This window comes from Methylophaga frappieri, assembly GCF_000260965.1.
Lineage (GTDB): Bacteria > Pseudomonadota > Gammaproteobacteria > Nitrosococcales > Methylophagaceae > Methylophaga > Methylophaga frappieri.
Genome location: NC_017856.1, coordinates 2,160,829 through 2,179,466, shown reverse-complemented (window position 1 = coordinate 2,179,466; position 18,638 = coordinate 2,160,829). Strand labels below are relative to the sequence as shown.

Genomic DNA, 18,638 nt, shown 5'->3' with positions numbered 1-18,638 from the left:
AATATTTTTAAGATTATGCGTACGGGCGCCGCGAATGCTGATTTTTTTCATGCATGTTCCGTAGTAAAATCAAACCGATCAATATACGCTGTCCCACTATCATGACGCAAAAACAAACCACATCGGCCGCACTCAGCGTGTCGGAAAAACGCACGATTTCTGGCTTATCCCTGATTTTCGCCTTACGGATGCTGGGTCTGTTTATGATTCTGCCCGTGTTTTCCTTATCCGCGCAAACCTACACCCATAGCACACCATTACTAATCGGCCTGGCTATTGGCGCCTATGGTTTAACACAGGCGGTTTTGCAAATTCCTTTCGGCATGTTATCCGACCGAATTGGCAGAAAAAAAGTGATTTTTGTCGGGTTGATTTTATTTGCTTTGGGTAGCGTCCTCGCGGCAATGGCCGAATCAATTTATACCGTGATAGCTGGCCGCTTATTACAGGGTAGTGGCGCTATTGCCGCCGTCATAATGGCGCTCACCGCAGATTTAACTCGTGATCAACACCGCACCAAAGCCATGGCCGCAATTGGCATCAGCATTGGGTTGTCTTTTTCGATCGCATTGGCAAGCGGCGCGGCATTGGAAAACTGGCTGGGTCTGGCTGGTATTTTCTGGGCAACGGCAGTGATGGCAATATTAGGTATGATTGTGTTGGCATGGTGGGTGCCGAACCCCTATCGCCTTAAAATTCATCAAGAAATGCAACCTGCCCGTGCGCAACTTGGCTCAGTGTTGAGCAACGCACCAATGATGCGAGTCATCCTCAGCATTTTGTTTTTGCATTTGTTATTGACGCTAAGTTTCTTTGCCTTACCGATTGCCCTGCAAGATTACGCCGGTATTGCCAAATCAGACTTGGCACAAACCTATTTACCTGTTTTGCTACTGGCATTTGTCGCCATGGTGCCGTTTATTTTATTAGCGGAAAAAGGCCGACAAATGAAACCGGTCATGCTGGGCGCTATCGCTGTGTTGGCCTTGGCGCAAATCGGCTGGGCAACGCAGCCTCAATCTCTCATTTTATTACTGGTTTGTCTTTGGTTATTTTTTACCGCTTTTAATGTACTGGAAGCCAGCCTGCCATCGGTTATGTCTAAATTAAGTCCGCTGCAATCCAAAGGCACGGCAATGGGCGTTTATGCGAGCGCGCAATTTATTGGCGCCTTTCTCGGTGGCGTGCTGGGCGGATTAATATATAGCTATGCTGATATTCAGGGTGTTTTTCTACTCGCACTGAGTCTATGTGTTGTCTGGCTAATGATGATGTGGCGCATGCGGCCACTGGTGCATTACAGCCATCGAATTGTGCCCTTACCCGGTTTATCTGCAACAACAGCGGAGTCTTACCAACACCGTTTATCGGCAATTTCAGGCGTTGTTGAAACGGTTCTGGTGGTGGAAGATCAACTTGCCTACGTCAAATTCGTTGCCGATGAGATAGAGTTGAATGAATTGGAATCCATCCGCTGAATCTGCGTAAAATGACGCAACCTAAGATCAAAGGAACCCATCATGTCTGTAAATAAAGTAATTCTGGTCGGCCGACTCGGTGTTGATCCTGAAAGCCGGGCATTTCCAAATGGCGGCTCAATCTGCAACCTGCGAATTGCCACAACCGAATCATGGCGTGACAGACAATCGGGAGAGCGTCAGGAACGCACCGAATGGCATCGCGTTGTATTGCGTAACAAACTTGGCGAAATCGCCCAACAATATCTGCGCAAAGGCAGCCAAGTATATATCGAAGGCCGTATTCAAACCCGTAAATGGCAAGATCAGAATGGCCAAGACCGCTACACAACGGAAATCGTTGGTAATGAAATGACCATGTTGGATAGCAAAGGCGGTAGTGGCGGCGACAGCAGTTATGATCAACCCCGTCCGGCGCAAAATAACGCGCCAAGTGGCCAACCCGCTTCAGCCACAGCCGGCCCCGATTACGGCGGTAATAATGACGATTTTTATGATGATGATATTCCGTTCTAATTTACACCTACGATAGTTTTGTAAATAAAACCAAATAAGCCCCTGTAAAATGGGGCTTTTTTTCATCTGTACATTCAATTTTGTCGCCTGATTGATTCAGGTATCCACTTTAGGATAAATACTCATTCTCAGCCTGAGGATTGATGACTCACCGCGATGACCAAACATGGAAATGTAAACAAAACTTGACATCCCATCACAACAAAAAGTAATGTTTACTTTACATTAAATCAAGCGAGGTTGACTCATGATTCAGACAAAAGCAAAGCACGCGTATGCTTCGAGCGAAAAAAAAGCCTCAAAATCTGTTATTTATTGGTCCCTGGCTTGGGGGGTGTCTATACCACTGGGCAGTGCCGCAATACTGCTATTTTTCCCCCAAAAAATGCTTATTGGACTTTTAGCATTGTTCATTAACATTTTACTTGGCGTTGGCGCGATGCTCGCTCATAAACGCTGGCTGGGTAAACTTGATGAAATGCAGCGTCAAATACAACTGGAAGCGATGGCTTTTGCACTGGGAACATTATGGCTGACTTTAGGTGGCCTTTTGATTTTAAATACGGCAGAAATAATTCATATCAATCACTGGGTGATTTCACTTTTACCTGCTCTCGCTGGGTTAAGTATGTTGATCGGTAATCTGATTGGATTCCTTCGCCTTAGATGAAAAATCGATTAAAAGTACTTCGTGCCGAATTAAACTGGACACAAGCCGATTTGGCGTCAAAGCTAAACGTGTCTAGACAAACGATTAATGCCATTGAGAAAGGCAAGTTTGATCCCAGCCTGCCGCTGGCCTTCAAAGCCGCAAGGTTATTTGGCTTAAAAATTGAAGACATCTTTGAGGAAGAAGCGGATTAATCAATTTGTATCCACTGTTGCCAATCACATTTCGAATCAATTATGCATCGGGTTAGCCAGCGCTTGCTTGAATTACCACGATAATCGCGGCTTTGTTTTATTCAGCATCTTCTCCGTAAAATTTTTCACCGAGTTTGATTCGATCCCGCCCTTGAGAGACCCGATGACGGTTGGTATCGCGCAGGGAATAAACGCAGCCGCAATATTCCTGCTGGTAAAAGTTCTCGCGTTTGCTGATTTCGATCATACGTTGCGAGCCGCCCTGTTTACGCCAGTTGTAGTCCCAATAACGCAAGTCAGGGTAAGGCTCAGCAGCACGATGACCACAACCATTAATTTGCTGCATGTCTTTCCAGCGTGAAATACCCAATGAGCTGCTGATCAGCGAATAGCCATGTTCATAGGCATATAGCGCGGTGCGTTCGAAGCGCATATCAAAACACATGGTGCAGCGCACGCCACGCTCGGGTTCGTTTTCCATGCCTTTGGCACGGGCAAACCAGTTGTCTTTGTCATAATCGGCATCAATGAACGGCACGCCGTGCTGCTTGGCAAAGCGAATGTTTTCCTCTTTGCGGATTTCATATTCTTTAACAGGGTGAATATTCGGGTTGTAAAAGAAAATGGTGTAGTCGATACCGGTTGCTTGAATGGCTTCCATGACTTCGCCAGAACACGGCGCGCAACAGGAGTGCAACAGTAACTTGTCCTTTTCAGGGTTAAAGCCTTTTGGTAACGGTAAAGGCTGGCGCTCTATCTCATCCATCAAGTGACCTTAAGCATGATTGTAGCCATGAAATTATAGCGCGATACGTTATCGATCAAAAAACCGTGTTGGTTTGCAATATCACTGCAACCGAACCGGTTTACCTTTTTTGTCTCAGATTCACTTTGAAAGAATCCATCGAGATTATTTTTCTCTGCCAGAGATTGATCGACACCCAAAACAATGGGAGTATCAGCTTATAAAACCAATGAAGGCCCTGCATGAACAAAGTAGCGCATACCACGATCCGCCCAGCCCGCAGTCTGAATCTGTTATCCCAAGATGAAATTCATAAATTAAGTAGCCCTAGCGCCGCTTTGCATAAGCTGTTTCGCGACTGTGCACTGGCTATTTTAAATACCGATAGTCAGCAGGATGATCCTGAAGAAATTTTCAACACTTTTGCCGATTTTGACGTGCGGTTTGTGCTGCAATCCCGCGGCATTGTGTTGGAGATTTTTAATGCACCGGCGCGCTCATTTGTCGATGGCAAAATCATCCGAGGCATTCAGGAGCACCTGTCGTCAACTTTGCGCGATATTGTGTACACCGATTTTAAAATTCTGTCTCAACAGCCGGAAACATCAGCACAAATCACGGACAGTGTGTTTTTGATTTTACGTAATGCCAATGTGGTTCGGCCAAATTTGCCGCCGAATATGGTGGTCTGCTGGGGCGGGCATTCTATTTCCCGGCTCGAGTACGACTACGCTAAACAAGTAGGTTATGAAATGGGCCTGCGTGGACTGGATATCATTACCGGCTGCGGTATTGGCGCGATGAAAGGGCCAATGAAAGGCGCCGCAGTTGGTCATGCCAAACAGCAAATTAAAACCGGTCGTTACATTGGCATCAGTGAGCCAGGCATTATCGCTTCCGAATCACCGAACGCGATTGTCAATGAACTGGTGATCATGCCGGATATTGAAAAACGGCTGGAAGCCTTTGTCCGACTGGGGCATAGCTTTATTGTTTTCCCGGGTGGTGTCGGTACGGTAGAAGAGATTTTTTATCTGCTCAGTATTCTGCTACATCCGGAAAACAAACAAGGTATCCCGTTGATTTTGGCGGGTCCAGCAGCGTGTCAGGATTACTTTGCAACACTGGATGCGTTTTTGAAAAAGTGTTTTGGTGATGAAATTGCGGATCTGTACCACATTATCACCGGCGAGCCGGAACAAGTCGCCAAGTGGAGCCGTGAAGCGGTTGACTCAGTGCAAGAAGCACGTCGTCAGTCTGAGGATGCTTATTACTTTAATTGGCAGCTTTATATTGACCCGATGTTACAACAACCCTTTATCCCAACACATCAAAACATGGCGGCACTCAAACTGTTTCCTGACATGCCGAAACACGAATTGGCTGCACAATTACGGGCTGCTTTTTCCGGCATTGTTGCCGGTAATGTTAAAGCCTTTGGTATCCGCCAAGTTGCTGAGCATGGACCGTATCAAATTAATGGTGACCCGGAATTAATGCGTGCCATTGATGATTTATTGAGACAATTTGTTCGCGACAAACGGATGAAACTGGGTCAGGATGCCAGCTGCTATCAACCTTGTTATGACATTATTAACGCCGATTAGACGCTATTCAGGGACGTTATTGCTAAGTTTGAAATAACGCCCGGACAGCCAGATCAACACCAGAACGGGCAGCCCTAACAAGGCGGTTAACAAGAAAAACTGCGGATAACCCATCGCCTCAACCATGCCGCCAGAATAACCACCCAGCATTTTTGGGATCAAGGTCATCAATGAACTGAAGATGGCGTATTGAACCGCTGTAAACGAAATATTGGTCAAACTTGATAAAAACGCGATAAACGCGGCACTGGCAATACCTGCAGATAAATTATCTGCCGAGATAACGACATACAGCATCATCAAGTCATGCCCCAGGGTGGCCAGCAACATAAATAATAAATTGGTCATTGCAGACAAAATTGCGCCTAACATCAAAATCCGCATGACACCGTAACGCATTGCCAATAAGCCGCCGACAAAACCACCAAAAATGGTCATAAACAAACCAAAGGTTTTAACAACAGTGGCAATTTCCGGTTTGGTAAAGCCCATATCCTGATAAAACACATTGGCAATCACGCCGAGCACAATATCTGAAATACGATACAAACCCACCAGCAGAAGCAATAATACGGCGGCAGAAACCCCATGACGGCGGAAGAAATCGACCACCGGCTCCACATAACTGCGCTGCAGAACCTGTTGCCGCACCAGTCCCAAGCGAATCAAAGTCCGCCCCACCAGCACAGCAATCAGCGCTGCCAACACCAATCGACACAACTCAATCAGAACACTGGTTAATGGCCCGTTTTGCAAAACCGGCATTAACATCGGCCCCACCTGGTCTGCCCAGCCACGCGTCAGATAAAAGCAGCCAATAAACGCTGATACCGCCAGCACAAAGGCCAGCAACAAGCCAAGGGAATCCTGTTTTCGACACGGTGTTTTTAACGGATCGGCATGCGGTTCACGGCAGAGTAAGGTGGTGATGACACCAATCAGCATCAGCAGCGCCATCAAGTAATAGCTCTGCTGCCAGGCAGCATAATCATACGCGCCCATATCCGATCCAAAATAACTGGCCAGATACAATGCACCGGCACCAGCCAGCAACATACCAATCCGATAACCGGCAATATAACTGGCAGACATCAATGCTTGAAGGCGAATTTCAGCTGATTCAATCCGATAGGCGTCTATCACCACATCTTGCGTGGCAGCAGAAAACCCCAAAAACACCGCCGCAAAAGCCATTAATGTCAGCGAATCTTTGGCTGGGTCAACACTGCCCATGCCAATAATCGCTAAAATAATGGCCAGTTGTGATACCAATAACCAACTACGTCGCCGTCCTAACAATCGATGCAACCACGGTAATGGCAAAGTATCGAGTAACGGCGCCCAGACAAACTTGAAGGAATAACCCAACGCCGCCCAGCTAAAATAGGTGACGGCGCTTCGCTCAATACCGGCTTCCCTCAACCATAGGCTCAGCGATGAAAAAATTAACAGCAGCGGCAAGCCGGCGGCGATGCCTAAAAAAAGCATTGTCAGCACTTGAGGCGTTAATAATGCGCGCAGACTGTCATGCCATGAGCGGATACGATCAATCAAACCTGTCTCTCGGGCGTGGTTTAATCGGCTAAAGTACCATTCACATCACCATGCTGCCAATGTGTGATAGCAGATAAACATTGTTGTGCGGCTTATGTCGATTGACAATGTCCTATTACGGCTGACCTCCATCAAAAAAATACCATGGCCAAACAACACAAAATCATTCACGTTGATATGGATGCTTTTTTCGCTTCCGTAGAACAACGAGACCATCCCGAGTATCAGGGCAAACCGCTGATCGTCGGCGGTCAGCCCGACAGCCGTGGTGTGGTCGCCGCCTGTAGTTATGAAGCCAGACAGTTTGGCATTCACTCGGCCATGCCCTGCGCCCGCGCCTACCGTTTGTGTCCGCAGGCCATCTTTGTGCGACCGCGTTTTGAAGCCTACCGTGAAGTCTCCGGCCAGATACGTGACATTTTCTGGCGCTATGCCAGTGAAGTCGAGCCGCTGTCGCTGGACGAAGCCTATCTCGATGTCAGCTATACCGCCGATTACAATGGTTCGGCAACGCTCATCGCCAAGGCAATCAAGCGCGATATCCTGAAAGAAACCCGCCTCACTGCCTCGGCCGGCGTTTCCTATAACAAGTTTCTGGCCAAGATTGCTTCCGATATGGATAAACCCAACGGCCTTTATGTGATTCGCCCGGAACGGGGGGAAAAGTTTGTCGAAACCCTGCCCGTCGGCAAGTTTCACGGCATCGGTCCGGCTACGGAAGCCAAGATGAAACAACTGGGCATAGAAACCGGCCTGGATTTACGCAATAAAACGCTGGCACAACTGACCGAACGTTTCGGCAAGGCCGGCCATTATTATTTCAATATCGCCCGCGCCATTGATGAACGGCCGGTACGCAGTAGCCGCACCCGTAAATCTTTGGGCAAGGAAACCACCTTTGCACAGGATATTACTTCTGTTACCGAACTAACGACCAAATTACTGGATCTTGCCGAGATCGTGTTGGAAAGTCTTGCTAAACAGAAGCTAAATGCAAGAACCGTGACGGTCAAAGTCAAATACTCGGACTTTCAGCAGATCACCCGGGCGCATACGCTGGATCACAGCATCGCACTCGGTGATTTACGTGAAGTGATTCCGATGCTGTTGGCAAGGACTGAAGCAGGCAAAAATCCAGTCAGGTTAGTCGGCTTGAGTTTGAGTGGGTTTGATGCGGGAAAATCAGAAGATCGGCAATCACAGCTAGATTTAGCCTTCAGCGACCCATTTTGATTTAGTGTCCGACGCTTAGGGAAAATCTCTTATACCCTCACGTTAGAAGTCAGGGTATGTTTATAAAAACTATCAGTCAGGATAAAAAGAAAATGGATTTTCGCTTCAATAAGACTTTTTTCATTCGCCTTTGCGGGGGGCTGCTAAGACTGTTCATTATCTACTTGATAATACCCGTGACTTTGATGTTTTTGATAGCACTGTACTACACCTCTTTGGAACTCGGCCCCATGTTAGAACTGGCAGATGAACTCTCACGTTTTAACTACCCGACGCTTTTGATTCTGATTAGCCTGATTCCTCTCGGAATGACTTATTGGTGGCAACGTGACAACAAACCACTACTTTGTTTGTGCATGGGTTTACTGGTACTACATGTGGTTTCAATGGAATACTTTGATGTCATGCCTTACGTTACTTTTGAAACCAGTAGCGGACGGGCATTGGATTATATGATATCCCCCAGCATGCTGATCATGACTGTGCTGCTCTTATTCAGTACTCTACACTTTTTGTTACCAAATCAATACAGCAGACCGTACCTGTCACTATTACCTTTTTTCCTGCTCATCAGTGGGTACTATCAAGCTGTCGCTCCGGTACTGGGTGGACTGGTTGGAATTTTAAGTGCCGATCCAACATCACCACTAACAAAAGCTGATGCTCTAGAATTCGTAATCTATAATGTCAAGTCTGTTCAGGGACTGTGGTTTTTCTACTCAGTGCCTCTCTGTATATATCTACTTGCAAGGTTTTGGCAGCCCCTGACTGATTTCCTGGCAGGTAGAATCCGTCATTTCCAGCGAAGAAGAGTCAATCGTAATATTCGATTGTGAACTGTGAGAAAGGGCTGAATCGAGTTTCTCCGTAACTTTAATTTCGCTTTCCCGAAATTCCCCCGTTTGTGCTGACAACTAGCACAGTGGCGCCTCAACCAGCACAGTCGCGCTCTCTTGGACTCTTAGAGTGCTTGAGCGCACAAGCCCTGACTCGCCCCAAAGCGAAACTGCTGGGTCATCGAAGATAAACAAACCCGAATTTGCCATAATGGCGCTTTGCCAGTTTATTGATAGCTATGGATATTAACGGACAAACGGCACAGGAAGTGCTGCAAAACGTCTTTGGTTACGACCAATTCCGCCATAATCAGGCCGCCATTGTCGAACAGGTGATCAACGGTGGCGATGCGCTGGTATTGATGCCCACCGGCGGCGGTAAGTCGCTTTGCTATCAAATCCCCGCTTTGGTTCGCCCCGGCACCGCCGTGGTGGTCTCTCCCCTGATTGCACTGATGCAGGATCAGGTAGTGGCTTTGCAGGAACTCGGCATTCAGGCGGCGTTTCTAAATTCCAGCCTGTCAATCAATGAGATGAATGCGGTAGAGTTTCAGCTCGAGGCTGGCGAGATTGATCTGTTGTACGTGGCGCCGGAGCGGCTGCTGAGCCCGCGCATGCTGAGCCTGCTGGATCGACTGACTATTTCCCTGTTTGCCATTGATGAAGCCCACTGCGTATCCCAGTGGGGGCATGACTTTCGCCCTGAATATCAGCAACTGCGCATTCTGCATGAACGTTTCCCCCGCATTCCACGCATCGCGCTGACGGCCACCGCTGACAAGCGCACCCGCGGCGAGATTATCGAACAACTTAATCTGCAGCAGGCCGAGGTCTACCTCAACAGCTTCGACCGCAACAATATTTTCTACTCCATTGCCGAAGCCCGTCAGGCCCGGCAGCAGTTATGGCAGTTTATCGAGAGTCAGCATGCCAATGACGCCGGTATTGTTTATTGCCTGTCGCGCAAAAAAGTCGAGGCTACGGCCGACTGGCTGCAACAGCAGGGCCGCACCGCTCTGCCCTATCATGCCGGGTTATCGGCCGAGTTACGGGCTCATACCCAGCAACGCTTTTTGCGCGAGGAAGGCGTGATTATCGTGGCCACTATTGCCTTCGGTATGGGCATTGATAAACCTGATGTGCGCTTTGTGGCGCATCTGAATTTGCCCAAGAATATCGAGGCTTATTACCAGGAAACCGGCCGCGCCGGTCGTGACGGTCTGCCCGCCAACGCCTGGATGGCCTACGGTCTGCAGGATGTGATTACGCTGCGCCAGTTTATGCAGGACTCCGATGCGCCGGAGATGGTTAAACGCGTCGAGCATCACAAGTTGGAAGCGATGCTGGGTTTATGCGAACTGATTACCTGCCGCCGCCATGCCCTGCTCGCTTACTTTGACGAGGATGCCCCGCAAAAATGCGGTCAGTGCGATAACTGCGTCAATCCACCGGAACAGTTTGATGCCACCGAAATCGCCCAAAAAGCCTTGTCCTGCGTGTTTCGCACCGGCCAGCGTTTCGGCGTTAATTACCTGATTGATGTTTTGCTGGGCAATGAAGACGAGCGCATCAAACACAATCAGCATGATCAAATCAGCACCTTTGCTATAGGCAGCGAGCTGAATGCCACGCAGTGGCGGGGGATATTCCGACAACTGGTGGCGACCGGCTACCTGGATATTGATATCAACCGATACGGGGCGTTGCGTTTAACCGAAAAGTGCCGGGCATTATTACATGGCAAGCAGACCCTGCATTTACGTAAACAGCAGCAAAAACAGGCGGCTGCCAAAACCGGCAAGAAAAAAACAACGGTGCGCCCTCAGGATGAAGCGCTGTGGGAAGCCTTGCGAACGCTACGCTCAGATATCGCTAAGGAGAATGGCGTACCACCCTATGTGATTTTCCATGATTCGACGCTGCTGGAAATGTGCCAGTACCGGCCTGCCGATATGGATGCCATGCAGCGTATTGCCGGGATCGGCAAGCAAAAGCTCGATAACTACGGCTCAGCTTTTTTAGCTGTTATTGCAAAACATCCACTCTCTGAACTACTTAATAACCGACTGCGAGATACCGTTAACCTGACGTTACTGATGCATGAGCAAGGTTTAAATCCCGAACAAATAGCGCGTAATCGGGCGTTAAAAGTGAGTACGGTGTATAGCCATTTATCAGATGGGATTGAAGCTGGACTGCTTGATGCCAAACAAGTTTTACAACTAACCGATGCAGAATATGACGAAATCGCCACCACTATTGCCGATCTCGGCGATCAAGCTGACAGTTTAAAACCCATCTATCAAGCGCTGGATGAACATTATGATTATGGTGTCATTCGCTGTGTCAAAGCGGCTTTGCTTTAAAACGTAGATAAGTTGTCGCGGTAATCGACAGTCAGTGGCGCATGATCTGAAAAGCGCTCATCTCGATAAATGTCGGTCGCGACGACGCTCCCTTTTAAGCCCGGACTTAGCACGTGATAATCAATGCGCCAACCCGTATTATTTGCCCATGCCTGACCGCGGTTAGACCACCAGGTATATTCATGGTCCTGTTGGGGTAATTCACGAAACGCATCCACAAACTGCATCTCATCAAATAACTTATCTAGCCAGGCACGTTCCTCTGGCAAAAATCCGGAATTTTTTTGATTGCCTTTCCAGTTACGAATATCTTCATTCTTATGTGCAATATTCCAGTCACCGCAAACTATGAACTCTCGTCCTGCATCCAGGATCTGTTGTAGACGTGTTTCGATAAAATCCATACACCGGTATTTGACCGCCTGGCGCACATCACCCGACGTCCCGGATGGCAAGTAAAGTGACACGACACTTAATTTGCCAAACTGGGCTTCGAGATAGCGACCTTCGGCGTCAAATTCATCATTCCCCATGCCAACAATGATAATATCTGGTTCCTGTCGGCAATACAGGGCAACCCCACTATAGCCCGGCTTTTGCGCATCGTGGTAATAGCAGTGGTAATCCTGTGGATGGAAGACCTGATCACTGAGCTGATGAATTTGCGCTTTGGTCTCCTGAATACAGACCACATCGGCGTTTTGTTTGGGTAGCCAGTCGAAAAAACCTTTTCGTGCTGCTGCTCGAATACCGTTTACATTGGCGGTGATGATGCGCATTACTTGCCTCAGTTAAAAATTTGTCAATGATACCATTTACAAACTGTTTAAAAATCAGGATAATGGCCGGTTCATAAACAAACAGCTGATTTTTAGGAGAAGCATTTTGGCAAACTCAGCACAAGCAAGAAAACGCGCTCGTCAAGCGGAAAAACACCGCCAGCTGAATGCTAGCCAGCGTTCTGCCATGCGCACCAGCATTAAAGCCGTCCGTAAAGCCATTGTGGCTGGTGACAAAACGCAGGCAACTGCTGCTTTCCAAGCTGCTGTTCCTGTTCTTGATAGAATGGCGCGTAAAGGCCTCATTCACAAAAATACCGCAGCACGTGGTAAAAGCCGTTTGAATAACGCCGTCCGCGCACTCTAATTCAAACCGCAATTACCATTGCGCAAAGAAACCGGCTTTTGCCGGTTTTTTTATATCCGGATTTAGGTCGTGACGACCAAGTTGTCGCGATGAATTAACTCTGGCTCATCGACATAACCCAACAAAGACTCAATCGCCTGGCTTGGCTGGCCCATAATTCTGATGGATTCCGCCGCACTGTAATTGGCTAATCCTCTCGCTACTTCTCGCCCTTGTGCATCACAACAAATAACCAGTTCACCCCGGGAAAAATCCCCTTGAACAGCTCGGATACCGACGGGCAGTAAACTTCTGCCTTGGCCACAAATCACATTCACGGCCCCGTCATCCAGTATCAGTTTGCCTTTTGGAATCAAATGTCCCACTAACCATTGCTGTCTGGCTTTGATGGGTTTCATATCCGGCCAGAAGAGTGTACCGACCGGATTACCCGCCGCTAAATGACGTAAATTATCCGGTTCTTTACCAGACAAGATAACGGTTGTTGCACCCGAACGCGCCGCACGCCGTGCGGCTCGCAATTTGGTTGCCATGCCGCCACGTCCCAGTTCACCTTTGCTATCCCCAGCCATGCTATCCAGCGCCGGATTGCTCGCTGCTGATGCAGCCAGCATGCGTGCCTGCGGATTCAAACGCGGATCGCTATCAAAAAAGCCACTTTGATCTGTCAGGATAACCAGGACATCTGCTTCAATTAAGTTCGCCGTCATCGCAGCCAGCGTATCGTTATCACCGAAACGAATTTCATCCGTAGCAATGGCATCATTTTCATTAACAACGGGCAAAATGCCCATCTTTAGCAAAGTCTGTAAAGCGCTCCGGGCATTGAGATGTCTTTCTCTTTCAGACAAATCAGCATGGGTTAATAAAATTTGTGCGGTATGGATGCCATAATATTGACATGCCGTTGCATAAGCATGGATCAAATTCATTTGACCGACACTGGCCGCGGCCTGAAGGCGGTGCAATTCATGTGGTCGGCGTCGCCAACCAAGCTGCTGCATACCGGCCGCCACAGAACCAGAGGTAACAAGAACAATGTCCTTACCTTGGCGTCTTAACTCAGCAATTTCACCACTCAGCCAACGAATACGATTTAAATCCAGACCTTGACCTGGCTTCGTTAACAACGCGCTGCCGATTTTAATCACCCAGCGTTGCGTTGACACCAATTGTTGATGCGGATTTTCCAAGCTCAGTCCTCAGTTTCACTGTCCTGCAAGGTAGCTTGCTGTGATTCTAAAAACGTCATGACATCTTCGCATAGCACATCACAACCTTCGCCAGTCTGACCACTCACGCGATAAACGGGTCCCTGCCAGTTAAGCCGGCTGAGCACTTCCTGGCATAAGTCATCACGAATATCTTCTGGCACCAAATCCATTTTATTCAAAACCAGCCATTGTGGCTGTTTGCCAAGCGCATCACTATAACGCTGTAATTCGGTATTGATGGTATTCACACTATTGACCGGATCTTGTTTAACATCAACCGGCGCCATATCAACCAAATGCAATAACAGGCGGGTACGGGTAAGGTGCCGTAAAAACTGGATACCCAGTCCCGCACCTTCCGCCGCGCCTTCAACCAGTCCTGGCACATCGGCAATAACAAAACTCCGGACATCTTTTAACGTAACGACGCCCAGATTGGGATGTAAAGTCGTAAATGGATAATCAGCGACTTTGGGCTGCGCTGCAGAGACTTGACGGATAAAAGTTGATTTCCCGGCGTTTGGTAAGCCTAACAAACCAATATCAGCCAATAGTTTCATTTCAAGGCGAAGCGTTCGCTGTTCACCAGGCGTACCATCTGAGGTTTGCCTAGGTGCGCGGTTGATACTGGATTTATAGCGCAGATTACCAAGGCCATGCCAACCGCCTTTGGCAACCAGCATCTTGTCACCATGTTTAACCAGGTCGCCAATTAACTCATCAGTTTCATCATCCCAGGCTTCCGTACCAATTGGCACTTTAATGACCAAATCATCACCCCGGGCACCACTACATTGGCGTCCACGTCCATTCTCACCACGCTGGGCTTTAAAGTGTCGTTGATAGCGGAAATCAATCAGCGTATTTACCTGTTCGTCGGCAATCAGATAAATATCACCACCATCGCCACCATCACCGCCGTCCGGCCCGCCAAAAGGAATAAATTTTTCGCGTCGAAAACTCAGGCAGCCATTACCACCATCGCCGGCCTTAACTGTAATCTTCGCTTCATCAACAAATTTCATGTCAAACTTACACTGCCCAGAAACAAAAAACCCCGCATCAGCGGGGCTTTGAGCTGTTTTGGCCCCATCAGGGCAAACAGAAAATATTACTCAGCAACAACGCTGACAAAAGTTCGTTTGTTCGCACCTTTGGTTTCAAACAAAACTTTGCCATCAACTGTCGCAAATAATGTGTGGTCACGACCGACACGGACGTTGCGACCAGCATGGAATTTTGTACCACGTTGACGAACCAGGATGTTGCCACCCAGTACGGCTTGACCACCAAATCGTTTTACACCCAGTCGTTTCGACTCGGAATCGCGACCGTTTCGAGTACTACCACCCGCTTTCTTATGAGCCATTGTTAACTCCCCTTAATGTTTCAGTTGGTTAATCGAATCAGGCAGAGATGCCAGTGATTTCGATTTCAGTAAACGCTTGACGATGACCCATCTGCTTACGATGGTGTTTACGGCGACGGAATTTGATAATTTTCACTTTATCGCCACGACCTTGTGCTGCCACTTTTGCTGTGACTTTGGCCCCATCAAGATATGGCGCACCGACTTTGACACTGTCGCCTTCGCCAACCAACAAAACTTTGTCTAGCTCAACCGTATCACCGGCTTCAGCAGTCAATTTTTCAACGCGGAGCTTTTCGCCCTCTTTTACACGGTATTGTTTACCACCCGTCGCGACAATAGCGTACATCGCTGTCTCCAAAAAAATAGTTAATTGCAGGTAACCCAACAAAAGACCGGCAATTGTATCTGCTTTATTTATGCAGATCAATTATTAATCTAAAATTTGCGCTGTCTCAGTCCCCATGAGAAAGTAGCCCTTTTAACAGCTACAGGCACCTAAGCCCCGTGGATATTCAATCCATCTACGCCCTCATTGAAGAGGATATGAACACAGTCAACACCATGATACAGCAACGACTGCAGTCTGACGTGGTCTTAATTAACCAGCTCGGCCACTACATTATCAATAGTGGTGGGAAACGATTACGTCCAGCCATCGCGCTACTCAGTGCTCGTGCTTGCGGTTATCAAGGCAGTGCGCACATTAATCTCGCCACCATTATCGAGTTTATCCACACCGCGACACTGCTACATGACGATGTGGTGGATCATTCTGAATTACGGCGTGGACGCGAAACCGCCAACACCATCTGGGGCAATGAAGCGAGCGTCCTGGTAGGCGACTTTCTCTATACCCGTGCCTTTGAAATGATGGTGGAACTGGACAATATGCGGTTGATGCAGATTTTATCACATACGACAAATGTCATCGCTGAGGGTGAAGTATTACAACTTTTAAATGTGCATGATGCCGATACGTCTGAACAACGATACTTGCAGGTTATTCACCATAAAACCGCCAAGTTGTTTGAAGCAGCCGGTCAATTAGGTGCGGTACTAAGTCAGAAGTCAGCCGATATCGAAAACGCCTTAGGTCTGTATGCCATGCATCTTGGCAGTGCTTTCCAATTAGTTGATGATCTGCTCGATTACAGTGACAGCAGTGACGTCATCGGAAAAAATATTGGTGATGATCTTGCTGAGGGTAAGCCCACGCTGCCTTTGATTTATGCCATGAGACATGGCGATGAAGCTCAGGCACAATTGATCCGAATGGCAATTGAACAAGGTGATAAAACCCACATCGATCAGATCATCGATATCATCCAGAAGACGGGCGCCATCGACTACACCGCCCAAGCAGCCCGGAATGAATCCGAAAAAGCCAAGCAGGCATTGGCGGTTTTGCCTGACAGCGACGATAAATCCGCGTTAAGCGCTTTGGCTGACTTTGCGGTATCTCGTCAATTCTAAAGTCACTTTTCAGGTGAAATGATGATTAGGTTGGCGCAAAGATGACTCCACAACAGTATTGCCGTGATAAAGCGGCAAAAAGTGGCTCCAGTTTTTATTACAGTTTTTTATTTTTGCCGCCAGCAAAACGCAATGCCATCACAGCTGTTTATGCGTTTTGTCGTGAAGTGGATGATACCGTTGATGAAATCGCGGATCTTGATGTTGCCAGCAAGACATTAGATTGGTGGCGCCAAGAAATTCATGCCGTTTTTAGTGGGGAACCGAATCATCCCGTCGGCAAGGCTTTGGTCGATGTCATTGCTGAATTTGGCTTAAATGACGCCTATTTTTATGAAATCATCGACGGTATGGCGATGGATTTGCAGCAATCGCGTTATCCGGCTTTTAAACATCTCGCCCTGTATTGTTATCGGGTTGCCAGCGTGGTGGGTTTGCTATCGGCAGAAATTTTTGGTTATCAAGATCGACAAACACTAAAATTTGCTGAAAAGTTAGGCTTGGCCTTACAACTGACCAATATTATTCGCGATGTTCGGGAAGACGCAGAACGCGGTCGAATTTACCTACCTCAGGATGAAATGACGCGTTTTAATGTCAGCGAACAATCCATCCTAATGGCTGAGTCGTCCGATGCCCTCAAAGCCTTGCTAAATTATCAAGCACAGCGCGCTTATCAATATTATGACGAGGCAATGCAACTGTTACCTGACGTTGATCGCTCTAATCAAAAAACGGCCTTGATTATGGCGGCAATTTACCGGCGTACGTTGGATGAAATTGTCGCAGATGACTTTCAGGTTATGCGCCATCGCTTGTCATTAACACCACTTCGTAAGCTCTGGATTGCTTGGCGCACTGCCAGACAATACCGCTAAACCCATTTGATATGCATATTTTAATCGTTGGCGGTGGCTGGAGTGGTTTGGCCGCCGCAGTGTCGCTTTGCGAACAAGGTCATCAAGTCACGTTACTCGAAGCAGCGGGCCAACTGGGCGGGCGCGCCCGAAATGTTCAATGGCGAAATCTCACTGTCGATAACGGCCAACATCTGATGATTGGCGCCTATCAACAGATGTTAGCGCTACTTGATCGTATTGGCGTTAACCCCGATACCGTGTTTTTTCACCAGCAGCCAGATCTGCGGATGAAAGACCCGCGTTTTCCAGATTTAGTGCTCAGCAGCCGAGGCGTTGGCCCTCGCCTAATTAACCTCGCCATTAACCTGTTTCAATCCGGCGGCTGGGCATCGGTTATCGCCGTTGCTCGGTTCCAACGTATCATTCGTTTGCCAGACAACCTGACAGACGAAACCGTCGCTCAGTTGTGCCATCGGACGCGGCAACCGGAGCGACTCATTCAGCAGATCTGGGAGCCGCTGTGTCTTGCTATGCTGAATACGCCCATTAAACAGGCGAGCGCGGCGGTCTTTGCAACGGTTCTTAATCAGGCCTTGTTTTCGAATGGAATGGCAAGCGAGTTGTTAATCCCCCGCATTCCACTCGGCGACATTTTACCCGTGCCAGCTGCGCGTTTTATTACGGCACATGGTGGCAGTATTCACTACCAGAAACGCATTACCAAAATCCATACCGAAGCTAATCGCGTCAGCCGCATTGAAGACCAGACTGGGCAGTCATTTCAGGCCGATCACGTTATTTTGGCGCTAACTCCTGCCTCACTAACAAAATTGCTCCCGGCAGGCATTGAACAGAAAACCATTACTGAAAATCCTATCTGCACGTTATATCTGCAATATCCGGCTGGCACGCAGCCGACAGCCTCAATAATGGGGTTTTCCGGCGGTGTTGCGCAATGGCTATTTGATCTAAACCCGCGTCGCTCCGGCTTGGTTGCCGTTGTCGTTAGCGGCCCTGGCCCTCATCTTGATTGGCCTCGAAGCAGACTTATGGCTATCGTTTGCGATGAACTCTCCGCGCACTTGCCTAACTGGCCTGAGCGACCTATTGATTCATTGATTATTCGAGAAAAAAAAGCCACCTTTGCCTGCACACCTCAAACACAACAAAACCGTCCATCCTGTCAGACACCACTCGATAATCTGTGGTTAGCTGGTGACATCGTTCAACATCCGTATCCTGCCACCCTAGAGACCGCAGTCGATAACGGATTGTATTGTGTCGAACAGTTATCTAAAACGATGATAAAATCCTGATGTATTTGTCGAAATCGTCCTGTTAGCTTGCTATACTGGATATCTTTATAAACCAACA

The 18,638-nt window shown here is 48.1% G+C and carries 19 protein-coding genes; 12 read left to right on the top strand and 7 right to left on the bottom strand.

Translation table 11 applies throughout. The features are described 5' to 3' along the window. Positions 1-101 precede the first annotated feature (101 nt). The 4 genes from Q7C_RS10480 (at position 102) to Q7C_RS10465 (ending at position 2,858) form a co-directional block, all read left to right on the top strand. Positions 102-1,478, top strand: a complete 1,377-nt coding sequence (locus Q7C_RS10480; protein WP_041367129.1) for an MFS transporter — start codon at positions 102-104, stop codon at positions 1,476-1,478. A 42-nt stretch (positions 1,479-1,520) separates the two neighbouring features. Then, positions 1,521-1,994 (top strand): single-stranded DNA-binding protein, encoded by a 474-nt coding sequence (ssb, locus tag Q7C_RS10475; protein WP_014704739.1) that lies wholly within the window; start codon positions 1,521-1,523, stop codon positions 1,992-1,994. A 247-nt stretch (positions 1,995-2,241) separates the two neighbouring features. Then, the gene (locus Q7C_RS10470; RefSeq protein WP_041366701.1) at positions 2,242-2,664 is read left to right on the top strand and encodes a hypothetical protein; all 423 of its coding nucleotides are present in this window, start codon (positions 2,242-2,244) and stop codon (positions 2,662-2,664) included. After that, positions 2,661-2,858 (top strand): helix-turn-helix transcriptional regulator, encoded by a 198-nt coding sequence (locus Q7C_RS10465; protein ID WP_014704737.1) that lies wholly within the window; start codon positions 2,661-2,663, stop codon positions 2,856-2,858. Before Q7C_RS10470 ends, Q7C_RS10465 begins: the two co-directional genes overlap by 4 nt. A 97-nt stretch (positions 2,859-2,955) precedes the next feature. Here Q7C_RS10465 and Q7C_RS10460 read toward each other — a convergent pair whose 3' ends face one another. After that, entirely contained in the window at positions 2,956-3,624 is a 669-nt protein-coding gene (locus Q7C_RS10460; protein ID WP_014704736.1) for an epoxyqueuosine reductase QueH, read from the bottom strand. Between the two features lie 221 nt (positions 3,625-3,845). Between Q7C_RS10460 and ppnN the strand changes: the two genes are divergently transcribed. Beyond that, positions 3,846-5,210, top strand: a complete 1,365-nt coding sequence (gene ppnN, locus Q7C_RS10455; RefSeq protein ID WP_014704734.1) for a nucleotide 5'-monophosphate nucleosidase PpnN — start codon at positions 3,846-3,848, stop codon at positions 5,208-5,210. A 3-nt stretch (positions 5,211-5,213) separates the two neighbouring features. Here ppnN and Q7C_RS10450 read toward each other — a convergent pair whose 3' ends face one another. Beyond that, the gene (locus tag Q7C_RS10450; protein WP_014704733.1) at positions 5,214-6,764 is read right to left on the bottom strand and encodes an AmpG family muropeptide MFS transporter; all 1,551 of its coding nucleotides are present in this window, start codon (positions 6,762-6,764) and stop codon (positions 5,214-5,216) included. A 144-nt stretch (positions 6,765-6,908) separates the two neighbouring features. Between Q7C_RS10450 and dinB the strand changes: the two genes are divergently transcribed. The 3 genes from dinB (at position 6,909) to recQ (ending at position 11,199) form a co-directional block, all read left to right on the top strand. Then, complete coding sequence (gene dinB / locus Q7C_RS10445) at positions 6,909-7,997, top strand: DNA polymerase IV (RefSeq protein WP_014704732.1); 1,089 nt, start codon at positions 6,909-6,911, stop codon at positions 7,995-7,997. 56 nt (positions 7,998-8,053) lie between these two features. Continuing rightward, a complete protein-coding gene (locus Q7C_RS10440) occupies positions 8,054-8,833 on the top strand; it encodes a hypothetical protein (protein ID WP_238532314.1) in 780 nt (259 codons plus the stop codon). A 239-nt stretch (positions 8,834-9,072) separates the two neighbouring features. Beyond that, the gene (gene recQ, locus Q7C_RS10435; protein WP_014704730.1) at positions 9,073-11,199 is read left to right on the top strand and encodes a DNA helicase RecQ; all 2,127 of its coding nucleotides are present in this window, start codon (positions 9,073-9,075) and stop codon (positions 11,197-11,199) included. Here recQ and Q7C_RS10430 read toward each other — a convergent pair. Continuing rightward, complete coding sequence (locus Q7C_RS10430; protein WP_014704729.1) at positions 11,196-11,978, bottom strand: exodeoxyribonuclease III; 783 nt, start codon at positions 11,976-11,978, stop codon at positions 11,196-11,198. The two genes, recQ and Q7C_RS10430, sit on opposite strands and share 4 nt — an antisense overlap. Before the next feature lie 106 nt (positions 11,979-12,084). On the opposite strand from Q7C_RS10430, the gene rpsT reads away from it, so the two are divergent. Continuing rightward, positions 12,085-12,345, top strand: coding sequence for a 30S ribosomal protein S20 (rpsT, locus tag Q7C_RS10425; RefSeq protein ID WP_014704728.1), 261 nt, complete (start codon positions 12,085-12,087; stop codon positions 12,343-12,345). Positions 12,346-12,407: 62 nt separating this feature from the next. Here the strand turns inward: rpsT and proB are convergent, their stop codons facing one another. The 4 genes from proB to rplU form a co-directional block, all read right to left on the bottom strand. Further along, positions 12,408-13,538 (bottom strand): glutamate 5-kinase, encoded by a 1,131-nt coding sequence (proB, locus tag Q7C_RS10420; protein ID WP_014704727.1) that lies wholly within the window; start codon positions 13,536-13,538, stop codon positions 12,408-12,410. Between the two features lie 2 nt (positions 13,539-13,540). Further along, the gene (cgtA, locus tag Q7C_RS10415) at positions 13,541-14,584 is read right to left on the bottom strand and encodes an Obg family GTPase CgtA (protein ID WP_014704726.1); all 1,044 of its coding nucleotides are present in this window, start codon (positions 14,582-14,584) and stop codon (positions 13,541-13,543) included. Positions 14,585-14,670: 86 nt separating this feature from the next. After that, complete coding sequence (gene rpmA, locus Q7C_RS10410; protein WP_014704725.1) at positions 14,671-14,928, bottom strand: 50S ribosomal protein L27; 258 nt, start codon at positions 14,926-14,928, stop codon at positions 14,671-14,673. Positions 14,929-14,965: 37 nt separating this feature from the next. After that, complete coding sequence (gene rplU, locus Q7C_RS10405) at positions 14,966-15,277, bottom strand: 50S ribosomal protein L21 (RefSeq protein WP_014704724.1); 312 nt, start codon at positions 15,275-15,277, stop codon at positions 14,966-14,968. A gap of 158 nt (positions 15,278-15,435) precedes the next feature. Between rplU and ispB the strand changes: the two genes are divergently transcribed. The 3 genes from ispB to hpnE are packed head-to-tail and all read left to right on the top strand — an operon-like array spanning position 15,436 to position 18,580. Further along, entirely contained in the window at positions 15,436-16,404 is a 969-nt protein-coding gene (gene ispB / locus Q7C_RS10400; RefSeq protein ID WP_014704723.1) for an octaprenyl diphosphate synthase, read from the top strand. Positions 16,405-16,445: 41 nt separating this feature from the next. Next, entirely contained in the window at positions 16,446-17,282 is an 837-nt protein-coding gene (gene hpnD, locus Q7C_RS10395; protein ID WP_014704722.1) for a presqualene diphosphate synthase HpnD, read from the top strand. An 11-nt stretch (positions 17,283-17,293) separates the two neighbouring features. Beyond that, complete coding sequence (gene hpnE / locus Q7C_RS10390) at positions 17,294-18,580, top strand: hydroxysqualene dehydroxylase HpnE (protein ID WP_014704721.1); 1,287 nt, start codon at positions 17,294-17,296, stop codon at positions 18,578-18,580. Positions 18,581-18,638: the final 58 nt, after the last annotated feature.

What these genes read in the sequence shown, in the direction of transcription:
- Q7C_RS10480 (WP_041367129.1), top strand. Translation starts at nt 102, where the DNA reads ATGACGCAAAAACAAACCACATCGGCCGCACTCAGCGTGTCGGAAAAA.
- ssb (WP_014704739.1), top strand. Translation starts at nt 1,521, where the DNA reads ATGTCTGTAAATAAAGTAATTCTGGTCGGCCGACTCGGTGTTGATCCT.
- Q7C_RS10470 (WP_041366701.1), top strand. Translation starts at nt 2,242, where the DNA reads ATGATTCAGACAAAAGCAAAGCACGCGTATGCTTCGAGCGAAAAAAAA.
- Q7C_RS10465 (WP_014704737.1), top strand. Translation starts at nt 2,661, where the DNA reads ATGAAAAATCGATTAAAAGTACTTCGTGCCGAATTAAACTGGACACAA.
- Q7C_RS10460 (WP_014704736.1), bottom strand. Translation starts at nt 3,624, where the DNA reads ATGGATGAGATAGAGCGCCAGCCTTTACCGTTACCAAAAGGCTTTAAC.
- ppnN (WP_014704734.1), top strand. Translation starts at nt 3,846, where the DNA reads ATGAACAAAGTAGCGCATACCACGATCCGCCCAGCCCGCAGTCTGAAT.
- dinB (WP_014704732.1), top strand. Translation starts at nt 6,909, where the DNA reads ATGGCCAAACAACACAAAATCATTCACGTTGATATGGATGCTTTTTTC.
- Q7C_RS10440 (WP_238532314.1), top strand. Translation starts at nt 8,054, where the DNA reads ATGTTTATAAAAACTATCAGTCAGGATAAAAAGAAAATGGATTTTCGC.
- recQ (WP_014704730.1), top strand. Translation starts at nt 9,073, where the DNA reads ATGGATATTAACGGACAAACGGCACAGGAAGTGCTGCAAAACGTCTTT.
- Q7C_RS10430 (WP_014704729.1), bottom strand. Translation starts at nt 11,978, where the DNA reads ATGCGCATCATCACCGCCAATGTAAACGGTATTCGAGCAGCAGCACGA.
- cgtA (WP_014704726.1), bottom strand. Translation starts at nt 14,584, where the DNA reads ATGAAATTTGTTGATGAAGCGAAGATTACAGTTAAGGCCGGCGATGGT.
- rpmA (WP_014704725.1), bottom strand. Translation starts at nt 14,928, where the DNA reads ATGGCTCATAAGAAAGCGGGTGGTAGTACTCGAAACGGTCGCGATTCC.
- rplU (WP_014704724.1), bottom strand. Translation starts at nt 15,277, where the DNA reads ATGTACGCTATTGTCGCGACGGGTGGTAAACAATACCGTGTAAAAGAG.
- hpnD (WP_014704722.1), top strand. Translation starts at nt 16,446, where the DNA reads ATGACTCCACAACAGTATTGCCGTGATAAAGCGGCAAAAAGTGGCTCC.
- hpnE (WP_014704721.1), top strand. Translation starts at nt 17,294, where the DNA reads ATGCATATTTTAATCGTTGGCGGTGGCTGGAGTGGTTTGGCCGCCGCA.